At 51.3% G+C, this 15,614-nt stretch carries 15 protein-coding genes; 7 read left to right on the top strand and 8 right to left on the bottom strand.

The annotated features are described in order from the left end of the window. The first annotated feature begins 30 nt into the window (after nt 1-30). Complete coding sequence (locus J0A68_RS02700) at nt 31-2,244, top strand: carbohydrate binding family 9 domain-containing protein (protein WP_236021326.1); 2,214 nt, start codon at nt 31-33, stop codon at nt 2,242-2,244. Nucleotides 2,245-2,274: 30 nt separating this feature from the next. Continuing rightward, nucleotides 2,275-3,021, top strand: a complete 747-nt coding sequence (locus J0A68_RS02695; protein WP_317195083.1) for a TdeIII family type II restriction endonuclease — start codon at nt 2,275-2,277, stop codon at nt 3,019-3,021. Here the strand turns inward: J0A68_RS02695 and J0A68_RS02690 are convergent. The 4 genes from J0A68_RS02690 to J0A68_RS02675 form a co-directional block, all read right to left on the bottom strand. Then, entirely contained in the window at nt 3,010-4,413 is a 1,404-nt protein-coding gene (locus J0A68_RS02690; RefSeq protein WP_206576641.1) for a DNA cytosine methyltransferase, read from the bottom strand. The genes J0A68_RS02695 and J0A68_RS02690 overlap by 12 nt on opposite strands. Before the next feature lie 102 nt (nt 4,414-4,515). Beyond that, on the bottom strand, nt 4,516-5,748 hold the full coding sequence (locus J0A68_RS02685) for a serine hydrolase (protein WP_236021325.1): 1,233 nt from the start codon (nt 5,746-5,748) through the stop codon (nt 4,516-4,518). Then, nucleotides 5,745-6,803 (bottom strand): aminotransferase class I/II-fold pyridoxal phosphate-dependent enzyme, encoded by a 1,059-nt coding sequence (locus tag J0A68_RS02680; RefSeq protein ID WP_206576640.1) that lies wholly within the window; start codon nt 6,801-6,803, stop codon nt 5,745-5,747. The genes J0A68_RS02685 and J0A68_RS02680 overlap by 4 nt, the downstream gene beginning before the upstream one ends. An 11-nt stretch (nt 6,804-6,814) precedes the next feature. After that, complete coding sequence (locus J0A68_RS02675; RefSeq protein ID WP_206576639.1) at nt 6,815-7,237, bottom strand: VOC family protein; 423 nt, start codon at nt 7,235-7,237, stop codon at nt 6,815-6,817. Between the two features lie 58 nt (nt 7,238-7,295). Here J0A68_RS02675 and J0A68_RS02670 point away from each other — a divergent pair, with 58 nt between their 5' ends. From J0A68_RS02670 to J0A68_RS02650, 5 genes are all read left to right on the top strand, one after another. Then, entirely contained in the window at nt 7,296-8,198 is a 903-nt protein-coding gene (locus J0A68_RS02670) for a patatin-like phospholipase family protein (protein WP_206576638.1), read from the top strand. Then, nucleotides 8,185-8,799, top strand: a complete 615-nt coding sequence (locus J0A68_RS02665; protein ID WP_206576637.1) for a class I SAM-dependent methyltransferase — start codon at nt 8,185-8,187, stop codon at nt 8,797-8,799. The genes J0A68_RS02670 and J0A68_RS02665 overlap by 14 nt, the downstream gene beginning before the upstream one ends. Before the next feature lie 10 nt (nt 8,800-8,809). After that, nucleotides 8,810-9,412, top strand: coding sequence for a trimeric intracellular cation channel family protein (locus J0A68_RS02660; RefSeq protein WP_206576636.1), 603 nt, complete (start codon nt 8,810-8,812; stop codon nt 9,410-9,412). A 142-nt stretch (nt 9,413-9,554) separates the two neighbouring features. Next, complete coding sequence (locus J0A68_RS02655) at nt 9,555-10,451, top strand: YitT family protein (protein ID WP_206576635.1); 897 nt, start codon at nt 9,555-9,557, stop codon at nt 10,449-10,451. Next, nucleotides 10,451-11,032, top strand: a complete 582-nt coding sequence (locus J0A68_RS02650) for an HD domain-containing protein (protein WP_206576634.1) — start codon at nt 10,451-10,453, stop codon at nt 11,030-11,032. The genes J0A68_RS02655 and J0A68_RS02650 overlap by 1 nt, the downstream gene beginning before the upstream one ends. On the opposite strand, the gene J0A68_RS02645 is transcribed toward J0A68_RS02650, so the two are convergent. From J0A68_RS02645 to J0A68_RS02630, 4 genes are read right to left on the bottom strand one after another with little or no spacing between them, the layout of a single operon-like run. Continuing rightward, nucleotides 11,029-12,180: a DUF4221 family protein gene (locus J0A68_RS02645; RefSeq protein ID WP_206576633.1), complete on the bottom strand. Its 1,152-nt coding sequence runs from the start codon at nt 12,178-12,180 to the stop codon at nt 11,029-11,031. The two genes, J0A68_RS02650 and J0A68_RS02645, sit on opposite strands and share 4 nt — an antisense overlap. A gap of 13 nt (nt 12,181-12,193) precedes the next feature. Beyond that, complete coding sequence (locus J0A68_RS02640) at nt 12,194-13,315, bottom strand: DUF4221 family protein (protein ID WP_206576632.1); 1,122 nt, start codon at nt 13,313-13,315, stop codon at nt 12,194-12,196. Nucleotides 13,316-13,321: 6 nt separating this feature from the next. Next, nucleotides 13,322-14,464 (bottom strand): DUF4221 family protein, encoded by a 1,143-nt coding sequence (locus J0A68_RS02635; protein WP_206576631.1) that lies wholly within the window; start codon nt 14,462-14,464, stop codon nt 13,322-13,324. 16 nt (nt 14,465-14,480) lie between these two features. Next, entirely contained in the window at nt 14,481-15,614 is a 1,134-nt protein-coding gene (locus tag J0A68_RS02630; RefSeq protein ID WP_206576630.1) for a DUF4221 family protein, read from the bottom strand.

Here is a 15,614-nt window from a genome sequence, read left to right as displayed (position 1 = left end):
TGTCTTTTACATTTGTGACAACGACCTTACATGAAACTTCGCTTACTCCTCCCGGCAGTCTTTTGCCTTGCACTGCCAGTTTTGGTATTTGCCCAGTCGGGTTTGGAAACCAATGCCTTTGCTTTCAAGCTCAAAGAACCCCTAGTGCTCGACGGTGAGCTCGACGATGCCATCTGGATGGACCCCGAGGGCTGGAACGGCAACTTTCGCCAATATTTCCCCTCAGACACCTCCGAATCCAGAGTCCGCACGCGGGTAAAGATTGCCTTTGACGAGCAAAACCTCTACATCGCCGCCGTGATGGAAAACCTCGGCCCCCGCAAGTACGTGTCCACCTCGCTGCGGCGGGATTTCAGGGGCGAGCAAAACGATGCCATCGTCTTTGTCCTGGACACCTTCAACGACAAGACCAACGCCTTTTCCTTTGGCATCAATCCCTATGGCGTACAGCGCGAGGGACTGATCTCCAATGGAGGCTCACGCTCCGAGGACCTCAGCCTGGCCTGGGACAACAAGTGGTTTTCGGAAGCCAAAATCTACGAAAACCACTGGCAAGCCGAGCTGGTCATCCCGCTCTCCACGATCCGATTCAGCGAAGGGGCGCAAAACTGGAACGTCAACTTCTACCGCATCGACAGCGAGTATGGGGAGCGAAGCACTTGGACGCCGATCCCGAGAAACTTCTCCCTCCTGACCCTGGCCTACAGCCGAAAGCTCATCTTTGAGGAGCCGCTGGAAAAGAACTCCGCCAACATATCGCTCATTCCCTACGCCGCCGCCCGCACGTCCAAAAACTTCCTCGAAGGGACTGAAGAAAGCCTGACACCCTCATTTGGCGGAGACGCCAAGATCGGGATAGGGCCCGCGCTCAACCTCGACCTGACCTTCAATCCGGACTTTTCCCAAGTGGAAGTGGACCAGCAGGTGACCAACTTGGATCGTTTTGAGATCTTTTTTCCGGAGCGGAGACAGTTTTTCCTGGAAAATGCCGATCTCTTTGACAGCTTTGGGCAGACGCGCTCCCGGCCTTTTTTCTCCCGAAGGATAGGCGTGGACATCGACTCGGCCACCGGACAAAATGTGCAGAGCAAAATCATCTACGGTGCGAGGCTGAGCGGCAAAATCACCGAAGATTGGCGGGTGGGTCTGATGAACATGCAGACGGCAACGGACGAAGAGGCGGGCATTTCCGGCAAAAATTTCACGGTGATGGCCTTGCAGAAGAAGATTTTCACCCGGTCCAATGTCGGTCTGATCTTCGTAGACCGCGAGTCCCTTGCCGTGGACGAGTACCAGCAGCTTTTTGACCCGACGGCCTACAACCGCCTGATCGGCTTGGACTACAACCTCAACTCCGCGGATGGCAAGTGGACCGGAAAGGTCTTCTACCACCGAACTTTCGAGTCCCGCGAGACGGTGTCTCCCTATTCCTTCAACGCCTACATGCTCTACAGCGACATCCACTGGTCCTGGAGCGTCAGCTACCAAGACATCGGGCAAGACTTCAACCCGGTCGTCGGCTTCGTGCCGAGGGTGAACTTCAAGCGGCTCAACCCGGATCTGGCCTACCTTTTCTACCCAAAATCCAACCTCATCAACCGACACGGGCCCAAGGTTGAGTTTGAAGGCTACTGGAACGAAGACATCGGACAGACCGACCGGGACATCAACCTGGGCTACCTGATCCGCTTCAATTCCTTTGCGGAGCTGGAGATTACCCAGAAAAACCGCTACCTCTACCTCTTTCAGGACTTCGATCCCACCCGCACCGGCGGAGTGCCCCTCCCGGCGGGAACGGACTATTACAATAAAACCGTGCAGCTGGAGTACAAAAGCAATCCGCGGAATCCAGTCAATCTCGAACTGGACGCCGAAGCCGGCCAATACTACACGGGGAATTTCCAACGGGTCACCGGACAGATGGGCCTCCGCATGGGCTACCTGGCCAATGTCTCCATGAATTTCAACTACGCGAGGATACGGCTGCCCGAGCTCCAAAGCGATGCCGACCTGATCCTGGTGGGGCCTAGGATAGACCTCACGTTTACCAAAAAGCTGTTTTGGACGACTTTCATCCAGTACAACAACCAGATCGACAACATCAATATCAACACCCGCTTCCAATGGCGATACGCCCCGGTCTCCGACTTTTTCCTGGTGTACACGGACAACTACTTCCCCGGCGACTTTGCACCCAAACAGCGCTCCCTGGTACTGAAGCTGAACTACTGGCTAAATATTTAAGAAAAATGGCTTTATTGGTTCAAGTTTTTGATGCCTATGAAAACGGAAACCATTGCCTTGATTGAGGCAATACTTGAAAAATGCGTTAGGGGAGCGCTTATAAGGACTAGATCGAATAAGACTTCCCGGCCCTTTCACGAAGCGCTGCTCACCAAAGAAATGGTGAACGCTTCAAGTTTTGAAAGGTCTTTTTCCACTTCTTTTGGGCAAGGGCCTGTGGAGGAGATTTCCAGAATTGTCGCAATCGATGCTGGATTTACCGTTACCCGTCAGCGCCAAACACTCGTCAATGTTTTTAAGGGGGCAATCGACGAGATTGAGCGAATTTCGAGTGGACTTCGTAGCGGAGAGCTTAAGCCCAATTGGGAGCGGGAAATCGCCAATATCCTCGCTTTCCAAAAAGGCGATACCGTCGTGAGAAGGGTGCTTTCTGATTTGCATTTGGAGAAGGACGGAAAAGAAATCTTTATATCGATCAAAACCGTAAAGCCCAACTTGGACCAAACGGAAAAGGCGAAAAAAGACCTTTTGCTACTGAAGGCACATGATCCCAACTTCGAAACCTACTTTGGCCTGTACTACAATCCGGGAGGCCCGCGAAAGGCAGACTACAATTGGTCACTGCCCTCCAAGATTTTTGATATGAGGCATGATCCGGTCGTTCTGATCGGCGACGAATATTGGGACAAGTTGGGCGGACCGGACACGTACACCAAGCTTCTGGAGATATTTGCAAGAGTCGGAGAAAAGACCCGAAATGAAATTCTAAGCCTCTAGCATCAGCTTTTCCAGTCGGCCCAAAAACTCCCGCTCCCAACTCACTTCGTCCGTGTTGGAATATCTCGAATACCGAAATCCGGGATAGCTGCGAATCTCCTCCCCCTTGATCACTTTGAGCAGGTGCCGGCCCACAGCGAGACCTAAACCCACCGGGACGGCGTTGCCAATCTGCTTGTATTTCTCCAGCAACGTCCCCGTGATCTCCCAGTCGTCGGGAAACTGCTGCACCCGCTTGTATTCCTGTACGCTGAGGGGTCTGTTTTGCTCGGGATGACAGAGGTCTGTCGCTGGCATCGCAGGATGGGTAACCAACGTAGGACTGGGCTCGTCCCAGTTGATTCTTCGTAGAAACCCGGTCTTTCCCCCACCTGAATAGTAGGAGGCACCCATCGCTTCCTTTTGCAGCTCGGTGGGCAGATTTCTCCAGTTTTGTCCCGCAGACAATCTTCGATAGTATCTTAGCCGTTTTTCTGGAAAATTCAAATGCTCCTGCTCTTCCTCCCGAAGGTCGCTGACCGCCGCCCTGAAAGTATTCCAAGCCTCGAGTCCGGCTTCCGCATCCTCCGAATGCGTTGGCTCCAAGTAGGGCAACTTCTCAGTATCTCTGGAACATAGGATTATTACACGCTCCCGCTTTTGGGGAGTGCCAAAATTAGCGGCATTGTAAAGGTTGAAATTCAGGGAATAGCCAGCGGATTTCAGCTTGTCGATGGCAAACTTGAGCGCTCCCCCAGCGAGATTTCGTTCATCGAAAAAAAGACTTTCCGCATTCCGGTCTTTGTGGGGAATGTGGGTCAGCGGAGCCGAAAGCAGTCCCCGCACGTTTTCGATGACCGCAAAGCGGGGATTGAGGCCAATTACCATGTCGATAAAAGTGAGGAAGACATTGCCTCTCTCGTCCTCAAAGCCCTTTCTTTTTCCCGCTGTGCTGAATGCCTGGCAAGGAGGTCCGCCTACCACAAGATCTATTTCTTCCTTGGGATCCAGACCGGCTACAAAGCGGATTTGCGAAGGTGAGTAATTGCTGATATCGCCCACCAAGGCGATGTTGGGCCGGTTTTTTAAAATAGTCTTACGGCAGGCCTTGTCTATCTCAGAAGCGAGCAAAGTCTGAAAACCAGCCTTCTCCAGCCCGATGTCCAACCCCATCGCTCCACTGAAAAAACTCAAGGCAATGGGCTTTCCTTTTTCTCGGGGCTGAAAGCCATAAAAGGCCCTGTCCTCTGCCACGCCGCAATTGGAATTGTCGATAAACTTCTCCAATGATTTCTCGTCGATGATCCAAGTCGAGCCGATCTTCTCGGACTTCACTTTGCCGTCCCGGCACAGGTTTCTTACCTGCTGGACACTTAGGTTCAACTTTAGCGCTGCCTCTGAAACACTTAGCATAGGTACTTTCGGGATTTTCTTAGAGGAAAATTTTTAAAGTACCAAAATAGATAAAATCCCGGCAATAATCCACTGCGCAGTACTTCAAAATATTTCTCTGTCTTACCTGAAATCCACCGCAGTCAAATCCGCCGGAATTTGCTTTTCGCGCTTGAGTTCCAGCTGGTAAAGGTAGTCCCCAAGCTCGGCAAAAAAGGGCTTGGCGATCTCCTCCGTTTCGTAGTTCCCGTCATTCATTGTCTGGTTTTCGTTGGTGTACACGACTGCCGAGACGAAAAACTCGACTCCATTCTCAAAATCCACAAAGTAGCTCCCGTCGATCAGGTAGCCATAGGACCAGCCGGTCTTGTTGAAGATCCGGAATTGCTTTGGAATGGGATCCTTGCTGGACCCAAACTTGAAAAACTTGGAATAGCCATCGTAAAACTCCGTGGTGTCATAGGTTGGATACGCGCTTTCCCCAGGTAGCATGCCCATATACTTCAAGACAAAGTCCCGATGCTCCGCCGAAAGATTGAAGCGTTGGCTTTCGAAAAAAGCCTGGGGAAAGATCGTCCGCTGCAACACACCGTGAAGATCCGAGAGAGCAAACTTGTTTTTGAAGGAAAAGTCCATCCCGCCTTGAAACAGGCTGTCGTTTCGGTAGAAAGCCTTGCCAAGCTTTGGGCTTCCGGGCACCACATAGATGCTGTCGGTATGCCTTGCAGGTAGCTCCAGCAGGGTTTTGCCTTCCTTATCCACAAATCGGATAGGATTAAATTGCCGGTTTTCCTCCGGGGAAATGGGAAAGCTCAGCCGCTGCGTGATCACGGTATGGTCTAGGCCTTTCTCCTTCAGCTTGCCGTTGATGTAATCCAAGCCAAGCAGCTCGTAGAGGCGATTGGCCGCGTCATTGTCGGAGACGAGCAGGATCTTTTTGATGTAGTGGCCGATGCTGGGAAGGCCGTTTTGCGAAGTCGAATCCAAGTAGGCAGGAATCTGTGAGGGCCTGACCGAATCGGTCAGCATGGTCGTCTCCAGCGTCAAGCCTTCCACGTCCTGCTCTTCCAGCCACTCCAGCGCCAGCAGGGCTATGGGCAGCTTCACCGTGGAAGCCGGATAGAAATAGCGTTCGTCATCGAGGTGAAAAGCAAAATCCGTGAAGAGGGGATTGCCGTGTTCGTTGCGGTCGATGCGTGTGTACAGGATCTGCACCTGATACTTATCCACATTTCCAAAAACCTCCCTCAAAGTCGGATAATCCGCAAAATCTGCTTCAAAAGGCCCTTTTTGCGTCTGCTGACATGCGGAAAGAAAACCGGAGAAAAACAAAATCAGCGCAAAATATCTCATCATTTAAGCAGGTTGTGGATAATGTCATTCAGGTACATGAGGTCCTCCAGCTCATGGAAACCCGAAATTACAATCCGGTTGACACGGGGACTTCTCGGGGTGGGATAGGGGAAGGAGGAGGTGATGATGCCCGCTTTTTCAAACTCCCTGAGCCAAGCATCTTCCGTGTACCGGAATACAGGAAAATTCCGGCTTCCCTTGATTTGCTTGACTTCTGCGGTGGCTTGGGCAAAAATCCCACAGGCATCCTCCAGCCAGCTTTTTTTTTCGAGGTAGCGATCCTCCATCTGCAAAAAGGTACAAAGATGCGCAGGCGAACCCGGGGAGGCCCCTCCAAAAAGCGGAGTTTCCTTGATCCGGCTCAGCTGCGTTTCACTTCCCAGCACGATTCCGGCGGGCAAGCCGAGGCCCTTGCCCAGCGACCCCGTCACCAAAAGGTTGACGATAGGGGACTTCCATTGCTGATAGGTTCCATAGAGGCCATTCCCCACTGTCCCAAAGGCATGGCTGTCGTCAACCAATTGGCTTACGTGGTGCTTTTCAGCGATGTCCCGAACCCAGGTATAGTCATGGATCTCTCCTGAAAGCGAATCGAGCGCATTGCCGATGATCAAAACTCTCCGGGCAGAAAGCTCCTCAGCACGCTCCAGACAATGTTTTTTCCATTGTATAAAATTAAATTTAATCGGAGGAGTCTTGCCGTCGGGGATGATGGCTGGATGGGCATCGGGTGCGATCCATACTTCATCAGCTTCGTCGACGAGGGACTTCCAAGCCGCAATCCCGGCGAGGTAACCCGAGCTGAAAACCGCCGCCTGCTCAGCGCCGGCAGACTCGGCAAAGGTCTCCTCAAAATCGTCAAAGACGTGCAGGCGCGTGTTGTTGATCCTGCTTTGCCCGTGGCTAGCGCCAAACTCGAAGAGATTGTTGGCCAAGAGCTCCAAAAAGTCCCTGTCCTGGGCGATCCCCAGGTAGGAGGTACCGCTGAAGTACAGATAGTCCTTTCCTTCTATCTGGACCATGCGGCCAACTCCAGAATCCAAATAGTGCGCTTTCACGGCCTTAGGATTTACTTTGCGAAAATCTGGCTGGGATCCTGGAAGGATTTAAACTCGAGGGCGTTGCCGCACGGGTCCAGGAAAAACATCGTGGCCTGCTCGCCCACCTCTCCCTTGAAGCGGATGTATGGCTCGATGACGAATTCAATTCCGTGCCCTTTGAGCTTATCGGCGAGTGCATGCCACTCATCCCAGTCCAAGATGGCTCCAAAGTGCCTCACCGGCACGTTTTTCCCATCGACCGCATTGGTCTTGGCGTTTGCCAGCTCCTCCGGCTTGATATGGGCCGAGAGTTGGTGCCCAAAGAAGTTGAAATCTATCCACTTGTCAGTGCTGCGACCGATGCCACAGCCGAGAAGCTCTCCATAGAAGGCGCGTGTTTCCTCGATATCGCGAATCGGAAATGCCAGGTGAAAAGGCTTAAATTGGCTCATATTGCTTAATTTCGTCGGTGATGTAGATCGAATAAATCCTCTTGGTATCCCTAAAGATATGTCAAAAAAGAAAACAGTTTCATTGGTTTTGAGCAGCGGCGGAGCAAGGGGATTGGCGCATGTGGGAGTGATCGAAGAGCTGGAACGCCGCGGCTATGAAATCGCGGAAATCGCCGGCTGCTCCATCGGAGCCCTCGTCGGCGGCATGTATGCAGCGGGGAAAATGCCCGAGTTCAAGGACTGGATCTGCAACCTCGACCGGGTGGACGTCTTCTCGCTGATGGATTTCACCTTTTCCAGCAGGGGATTTATCAAAGGCGACAAGGTGTACAACTCCCTCAAAAACGTGGTCAAAGACTGCCAGATCGAGGATTTGCAGATTCCGTTTTCCTGCAACGCAGTAGATTACCGCAGCGGCAAGGAGTATGTGTTTCGCGAAGGGAGTCTCTACTCCGCCATCCGGGCCTCAGGCAGCATCCCCACGGTCTTTCAGCCCGCACAGCATCCAAGCTTTGAATTCATCGACGGCGGAGTCTTGAATCCCGTCCCCATTTCCTTGATCACCAACCACGAAGACCGGCTTTTGGTAGTCGTGGAGGTCAATGGCCCCCAGCACCTCTACCTCGCCCCTCCAAAGCGCGACCAAAAGGGCCGCAGTCTGATCTCCATCCCCAAATGGCTGCAGGACTACCGAAGAAAGATGACGCACTACTTTCCCGAGGAAGTGAAGGAGGACAAACCCAGCTCCCTAAGCGCCTTCAGCCTGATCACGAGGTCGTTTGACCTCTTGCAGGACAAGTTTTGCGAGCTACTGATCGAAAAATATCCGGTAGATGTGACGGTGAGGATATCCAGAAAGCAAGCCGGCACGCTGGAGTTTCACCGTGCGGCCGAGCTGATAGAAATCGGCCGAAAAAAGGCCGTCGAAGCCCTTGACCTCTTGGAAAATGGAGATCACTGAGCTCAACCGACTCCTAGGCAATGTGGACATCTACCTGCTGGACCAGATCCTGAAGGGCAGATTCAGCAGGGACATGAAAATCCTCGATGCGGGCTGCGGAGAGGGAAGAAATGCCGTCTATTTTATCCAAAAAGACTACCAGCTCTTTGGGATCGACCCCAATGAAACCGCCATCCAATACTGTCGCTATCTTGCGAAAAGCCTAAACCCCAACTACGACAGCCATCGCTTCCAAACCGGCCGACTGGAGGAAATTCCCTTCCACGCGGAGGCCTTTGACGCGGTCATCTGCTCGGCGGTCCTGCACTTTGCCAAAAATGTGGACAACTTCATGGAAATGGCGCGGGAAATCCATCGTGTGCTGCGGCCAGGAGGGATTTTCTGGTTTCGCGCCTGCACCGCTTTTGGAGGCATTTTGGCCCAAAGCGAAGCGCTAGGCGGTGGAAGATACTTCCTTCCCGACGGCTCGGAGCGCTTTCTGATCCAAGCCAAGGATGTGGATAACTTGGAAAAAATCGGCTTCCGATTCCTGGAAGACCCCAAAACCGTCCTGGTCTTGGGACAGCGGGAGATGGGTGTTTTTTTGATGGAAAAAGTCTAATATCGCTGGAATGGATCTTCAATATGCTTTTGAACTTATAGGCACCTTTGTCTTTGCGATCTCCGGAGCGCTGGCTATCCGGGAAAAGGAACACGACCTCTTCGGCGCGGGCTTTACCGGGTTCATCACCGCCATCGGAGGCGGTACCTTGCGCGACATACTCCTAGACGCCTATCCGCTGGTCTGGATCGGCGACATCCATGTGCTCTATGCCATCCTGGCCGGTATTCTGGCAGCCTTTGTCTTTCCCAACCTGCTGAGCAAACTCAGACGCACTTTCTTCCTCTTCGACACGATAGGGATAGGCTTTTTCACCGTGCTGGGCGTGGAAAAGGCGCTCAGTCTGGGCGTCCGACCGGAAATCGCCGCCATCATGGGAATGTTTTCGGCCGTGATGGGCGGAGTGATCCGCGATACGCTGACCAATGAAATCCCCATTCTTTTCCGCAAGGAAATCTATGCCTCCGCCTGCCTCGTCGGCGCGATCTTCTACGCTACCATGGAGTACCTGGGCCTAGAGCGCAACTACAACCTGCTCATCTCCATGTCCCTGATCATCGCCATCCGACTGATTGCCATGAAGTACAAGCTGAGCCTTCCCCGTCTGGACTGAAGGGTGAAGCCTCGCCCACAAATGCCTTCGCAAACTGCTTTTCTTGACCAATTCTCGGATCCATGCTTGGGCGGCTTGGCTTTTTGTTTAAATTTTAAAGAAATTATCTTCCCACTAAGATTTCGGTTTTAAGAGTTCCTGAATGAGCAGTTTCAAACAAAAGATTGACTGGCGGGCAGTCGTCGATCCCATTTCCATTTTTTACCTGGTCGCCGGAGTCTTCTGCGCTGCGCTCTCGCTGAAGTATTTCCTGCTTCCCAATGCCTTCCTCGACGGAGGCGTGACGGGCATTGCCATCATCGTCAACCTCCACTTTGGCATCAACCTCAACCTGCTCCTCGTGGTGATCAACATGCCCTTTCTGATCTTGGGCTGGCAAAAAATAGGGAAGACCTTTGCGGTACAGTCCACCTTTTCGATCTTTTTGCTGGTGGTCGTGCTGGAGCTCTTGCCCCTGCGCGATGCCGTGACCAAGGATTTGGTCTTGACGGCCGTCTTTGGAGGCATACTCATGGGCGTGGGGATTGGCCTGATTATCCGGGGCGGGGGGTTGATCGACGGATTTGAAGTGATCACGGAGTTTGTGCAGAAAAACTCCCCCCTGTCCGCCGGAGAGATCACCGTCTTTCTCAATTCGCTCATCTTCCTGTTTGCGGCGGTCTTTTTTGGCATAGAACCTGCCATGTATTCCATCCTGACCTACTATACGGCGATCAAGATGACCGACTACGTGGTGGAGGGCTTTGAGGAATACACCGCGCTGACGGTGATTTCCCGCGAGGAGGAGAAGGTGAAAGAGCTGATCGTGAAGGAATTTGGCAAGGCGATCTCTGTATATAAGGGCGAAAGGGGCTATCTTCCCGATACGTTCCACATCAAGCATCCCTGCGACATCATCATGACGGTGGTCACCAGGCTGGAAGTACACCGAATGAAAGAGGCAATCCAACACATAGACCCTAAGGCCTTCTTTTACGTGCAGACGATCAAGGAAGTGAAGGGAGGGGTAATCAAGAGGGTCGGTAAAAAGCACAGCTGATGGTTTTTGAAGAAATCCAACACACGGTCTATCGGGACATCCTGGCAAAACTGCCGCAGCACCTCACCTACCACAATCTGGGACACACCGCCTACGTATTGGACCAGGCGATCTTTCTGGCCATGCAGTCCGAGGTCGGGGAAAAAGACCTGGAGCTCCTGAAACTCGCTGCGCTTTTCCACGACACGGGATTCATAGACAATCCCAAGGACCATGAGGAAAAGGGCTGCAAAATCGCCGAATCCTATCTTTCCCAAGACTACAGTGCCGACAAGCTGGACAAGATCTACGGCATGATCCTAGCCACCAAGATCCCCCAAAGCCCCAAAACCCATCTGGAAAATATCCTGGCGGACGCCGACCTGGAGTACTTGGGCACCGAACTTTTTGACCAGATCGGACACACGCTCTTCCAAGAGCTGAAGCACTTCAACCCGGACTTTACCGAGCAGGCTTGGGATGAGCTGCAGCTGGTCTTTATGCAAAAGCACCACTACCACACCGAATACTGTCGCATCCACCGCGAACCCAAAAAACAGGAAAACCTGCTCAAGGTGAAGAAACGACTGGGGCTGGCCTAAGAACCAAACTCCGGGATAATCCGCACAAAGGCCACTTCATCCTCTTCATTCAAAAAGGTATAGATCATCCCATTTCGGACGAAATATTTGGAGGGAAGGACAAAGTCTTCCGAAAGCAGCTTTTCCGACAGTTGGTTGAAGTCGGGATCAAAAGCCGTCAAGACAGTCTTATACACCTCCGAGTCCCCGGTCATTCGATCCATCTCCTTGGCAAAGCGCCAGTAAACTTGGTTTTGCTCGTCGAAAAAGAAGCGGCCGTAGGTCACGTCCTGGTTGGTTTTTTTGAGCAGTTGCTCGTACTCCTGATCGGTCTCCACCCGATTGCTGGCGTTTGGAGTAGCTTCCGAGCTGGTGTATTGACTCGAAAAGCGCTTTTTGGAAAGCGAGTCGGCCTTCAAATCATAAAATCCGACCTCGTTTTTGGCACTGTTCGAGAATATCAGGCTGTCGTTTTTCAACATTAATCTGATCGCGGCAAACTTTCCACCCACTGCCATCCCATCACGATAGATACTGACCCGGTAGGGATCCAATTCCCTGAAAACATCCAGTGGCGTATAAGTGAACTGTCGCTTTTCAAGATCAAACACAGCCACTCCGAAGGGAGACTTCTCCAAAGCCTGATCGCCGTAGAGGGTGACTAGGGTCTCTCCGTCGGACGAAAGGGTCTCTTGGAGTGTAATCCGCATGTCTGCAGGCAGCTTTTCCCCCTCAAAATCATGCTCGGCATAGCTTAGCGCAAAGAGTTTGGTACCCGCCTGGTCAAAAAGGCAAAGCTCATAGCCATCAGACAGAAAGAAGTTCCCGTCATCCTGCGGATAAACCTGACTTATGTAGGGCGAACGGATGCGATTTGGCCCATCGAGGGAGATGGGAATGACCTTTTCCAACTTGCCACTTTCCAGATTGATGAGTTCCAGTGCAGGTTCGCTGGCACCGGTGCGGAAGTTGTAGAGGTACCGGCCGTCCGAGGTGAGATCCGACGCCATTAGGTTCCAATTGACATGGATGAAGTCCTCACCGGCATCAATCCTGACGGTATCCAGGGAGAAAGAAAAGTCCCGAGTTTGGCTAGCTCCATCAGACTGCTTTTTGGAACCGCAAGCGGCGACGGCTAGGACAATGGAGAAAATCAGTAGCTTATTCATAGAAGAAATGGTTTTAAAAATCAAAGTCGATGACAGCAAAGCCCAGCTCGTCGTCCACATTCACATAGCTCCAGAGCTTGCCGTCTTTGAAAAAATAGTCCCTTGGCGGAGTCAAAAGCTCTGGAATCAACGCCTCCCCGATCAAATCAAAATCCCCATCATAGGCATACATAAATACTTCACTTGAAACTATTTGGAAAGGCCCAGCTATGGAAATCGGTTTTCTGCCTAGGCGAAAATAAACGGAGCGGGTTTCATCCCACATGAGTGGGCCGAAACTTATCCCCATCGTGTAGCGTCTTAGTTCTTCTCGATACTCTTCGTCAGATTCTACTATATTTTTCAGCTTCACATCATTAACTATCGGGCTGAGCTCATGAGTGAAGGAATGATAGGTCAGGGAATCTGTCTCCAAATCATAGCGATAAAATGCACTGCTGGGAGGAGACAAAACCAAAACTTGTCCATTGAGCTCCCTTAGATACATGTATTCGTCAAAGACAGGGTGGGTAGATGTGCCCACCTTCAAATCGAGAATCCAATCCATCTCCTTGATCGGAAAATTGGCAATTTCATGAGTTTGCAAATCGATCTTTGCTAGCGTACGGGGTTCGAAATTCCGAACACCAGGAAGAGAAAAGAGGCTAGTCTGATCCTTGGTAAGGATAAGACCATAATCCAGCTCTTCCGACTCTGACGTAATGGGAAGGGAGCCGATAGAATAATCTTTCAGCTTCACTCCCTTCTCATCAAAAACACCCATTTTTCGATAGGAAGTGATCAGGAATTTTCCTCCTCCGAGGGCTTGGGTATTTGAAACAGCGTCTCCCGTACCGTCTGGTCCTTCTACCTCAAAGTCGATGTTCCTTTCCCATTCCAGCTTATCCAAATTGATCTGCTGTATCTGATTGAATTTCGAATTGTATAGGAAAAGATAACGACCGTCCTCAGAAACCGAAGAGGAGCGAGGACCCCAGCTTAATTCAAAAAGGCTCTCTTTGGAGTCCACCATCACCGTATCCACTGAGAAAGTAAGGCCGTCAAGGATATTTTTAGATCCTGCCTTTTCTGAATTGCCTGTTTCGCCACAAGCAGCCAAAAGCAGTAGGCTCAAGGCGGGGAGCATTTTTTTCATTAATTCTCAAAAATCAAGAGTCATCACCGCGAAGCCCAACTCGTCCTCCACATTCACGTAGCTCCAGAGCTTGCCGTCTTTGAAAAAGCTATACCAAAGCGAGTGTTCTACCCCTTCCAGTTTGGTCTCTCCCACCACATTGAAATCCCTATCGTAGGCAAACAAGTAATACTCCACCGAGGGCGGACCGGGCTGCTCCGGCATGGTCGCTGTGATTCCCATCCGAAAATAAAGCTGCCGAGTATCGTCCCAGAGCAGCTCCATATAGTTGATATGCTCCCATATTTTCTTCTGGATTTCAAACATCTCCTCCGGTCCACTCGGATTTTGGATGATGTCGATATCCATCGAGTTGGGAAAATTTTGGTGTTGGATGTCAATAAATTCCAGCTTTTCGGTCTGGAGATCCAGTCGATAAAAGCCGCTCATCGCTCCCGTCGATAGGATCACCTCTCCAGGAAGCAAGGTGATGTCACTCCCCACGCTGTAGAAAGACATGTTCGTCCCACTCTCGCTTTCAAAAGACTGCGTTTTGCTGTAGTCATCCACGATTTTCATCTTGGGAACCGGCAGGGAAGTGGCGGACCGCGTCTCCGGATCCAAGATCAGCAAAACATACTCGCCAGCATCGGTGAAATTGGGATGGGCATAGATTTTTCGGGTGCCAAAGTCGAAGACGGATTTGTCAAAAAGGGCATAGCTGTCTCGCGCCAAACTGGAGTCTATCCCCGAGGGGACAAACCTCATATTTTGAAGCAGTTTGCTGTTTGGCCCAAAAAGCCCAACCGTCCTGTTGCTTTTCAAATACAGTTCTCCCTGTGCTCCTATTTTCAGATCCGAGATACCACTCCCAACTCCATCTGGCCCTTCCTCCTCAAACCCGGTCTTTTTCAAAACCTTCAACTGATCCAAGTCTACATAAACCAGTTTGAGGGGCTCCCTTTCAAAAAACCAAAGTTGGCTTTTGTCCTCATTCAGACCGTAGGGCCAAATCGGCATGAATAGATTTACAAAATCCCCACCAGCATCCACGACCACTGTATCCACCGTGAAGCTGAGATTTTCGAGGATGTTGGTATTGGCCTTTTCCTCCTTTGCGGAGCAGGAAAACAGGGCGGAGGCCGCTAGAGCCAAGATCAGTTTTTTCATATAGGCTGTTTCGGGTTTAAAAATCAAGAGTCATCACCGTAAAGCCCGGAACTTCTTCCCACAGCACGGAACCATACAGTTTTCCCCCGCTGAAAAAGGGATCGATCGGGAACCCCACGATACCCTCAATCTGACGCTCGCCAATCAGTCGTAAATCCGAGTCATACACTAAAAGCCAAACTTCGTCACTTCGTTTATTCCCGTTAACGTCATGTGCTGCATTCTGAGTAGCGAGTCGAAAATACTGCTGCCGAGAAGGATCAAACAGTAGCTCCCGATAGTTGACCATCTTACCCAGCCTTTTGGAAACCTCCCTCCACTCCGCCTCTGATCCTAGGTTGTTGGGGATCGAGCCTGTTTTGGTTTTCGGAAGGGATCGGGCTTCATTTTCCACCAACAGCAGCGAATCCGTCTTCCAGTCAAAACAATAAAAGTCGGCTGTAGAGCTGCTCCCGAGGATCAGCTGGTCATTCATCAAAAACCCACTCACAAAGTCTCCCCCTTGATACTGCACCCCGTTTTCCTCCCAGCGTACTTGGTAGCCTTTCGTCATTTCCAAGGCGGGCAATTCCAGTATCTTCCCGGTTTTGGCAGGCAAGTCGACCACCACCAGTCTCAAAAACCATCCATCATGCTTGTAGGGGATGGCCATCAGCTTAGTTCCGTCGGGACTGAGCCAGACTTTAGGGAAATAGCCAATCCCTTCCAAGGTCTCCAGTTCCGGAAGTTCGGCAAGACGGGTGGAGATGGATTGCTCCTTTTTTCCATCCAAACCATAGATTCCGGCGATACCTTGGGAAAAAAGAAAAAACCGATCATTAGGCAACCACTGAAATGCCGTTCCAAACCTTGGCACGCGATCCGGCCCGTCTTCGGCCAAACCATGGCGCTGAATCAAACGCATATCCTTTAGGTTGATCTCGTGAATTTCGGGCTTGGAACCCTCCGACTCAAAAAAGATTCGCGTACCGTCCCTACTCAGCGTTCGTTTCTTGTAGGATGCCGGATCAAACAGCTCTTCTCCAACATCTACGCTTACGGTATCCATTGTGATCCGAAGATTTTCGAGGATGTTGGTATTGGCCGTTTCCTCCTTTGCGGAGCAGGAAAACTGGGCGAGAACCAGAAGAATAAGCGAAAGGTTTTTCAT

Source organism: Algoriphagus oliviformis, from assembly GCF_017254915.1.
Taxonomy (GTDB): Bacteria; Bacteroidota; Bacteroidia; order Cytophagales; family Cyclobacteriaceae; genus Algoriphagus; species Algoriphagus oliviformis.
This window is presented reverse-complemented; position numbering and strand designations above follow the sequence as displayed.

What these genes read in the sequence shown, in the direction of transcription:
- J0A68_RS02700 (WP_236021326.1), top strand. Translation starts at nt 31, where the DNA reads ATGAAACTTCGCTTACTCCTCCCGGCAGTCTTTTGCCTTGCACTGCCA.
- J0A68_RS02695 (WP_317195083.1), top strand. Translation starts at nt 2,275, where the DNA reads ATGCCTATGAAAACGGAAACCATTGCCTTGATTGAGGCAATACTTGAA.
- J0A68_RS02690 (WP_206576641.1), bottom strand. Translation starts at nt 4,413, where the DNA reads ATGCTAAGTGTTTCAGAGGCAGCGCTAAAGTTGAACCTAAGTGTCCAG.
- J0A68_RS02685 (WP_236021325.1), bottom strand. Translation starts at nt 5,748, where the DNA reads ATGATGAGATATTTTGCGCTGATTTTGTTTTTCTCCGGTTTTCTTTCC.
- J0A68_RS02675 (WP_206576639.1), bottom strand. Translation starts at nt 7,237, where the DNA reads ATGAGCCAATTTAAGCCTTTTCACCTGGCATTTCCGATTCGCGATATC.
- J0A68_RS02670 (WP_206576638.1), top strand. Translation starts at nt 7,296, where the DNA reads ATGTCAAAAAAGAAAACAGTTTCATTGGTTTTGAGCAGCGGCGGAGCA.
- J0A68_RS02665 (WP_206576637.1), top strand. Translation starts at nt 8,185, where the DNA reads ATGGAGATCACTGAGCTCAACCGACTCCTAGGCAATGTGGACATCTAC.
- J0A68_RS02660 (WP_206576636.1), top strand. Translation starts at nt 8,810, where the DNA reads ATGGATCTTCAATATGCTTTTGAACTTATAGGCACCTTTGTCTTTGCG.
- J0A68_RS02655 (WP_206576635.1), top strand. Translation starts at nt 9,555, where the DNA reads ATGAGCAGTTTCAAACAAAAGATTGACTGGCGGGCAGTCGTCGATCCC.
- J0A68_RS02650 (WP_206576634.1), top strand. Translation starts at nt 10,451, where the DNA reads ATGGTTTTTGAAGAAATCCAACACACGGTCTATCGGGACATCCTGGCA.
- J0A68_RS02645 (WP_206576633.1), bottom strand. Translation starts at nt 12,180, where the DNA reads ATGAATAAGCTACTGATTTTCTCCATTGTCCTAGCCGTCGCCGCTTGC.
- J0A68_RS02640 (WP_206576632.1), bottom strand. Translation starts at nt 13,315, where the DNA reads ATGAAAAAAATGCTCCCCGCCTTGAGCCTACTGCTTTTGGCTGCTTGT.
- J0A68_RS02635 (WP_206576631.1), bottom strand. Translation starts at nt 14,464, where the DNA reads ATGAAAAAACTGATCTTGGCTCTAGCGGCCTCCGCCCTGTTTTCCTGC.
- J0A68_RS02630 (WP_206576630.1), bottom strand. Translation starts at nt 15,614, where the DNA reads ATGAAAAACCTTTCGCTTATTCTTCTGGTTCTCGCCCAGTTTTCCTGC.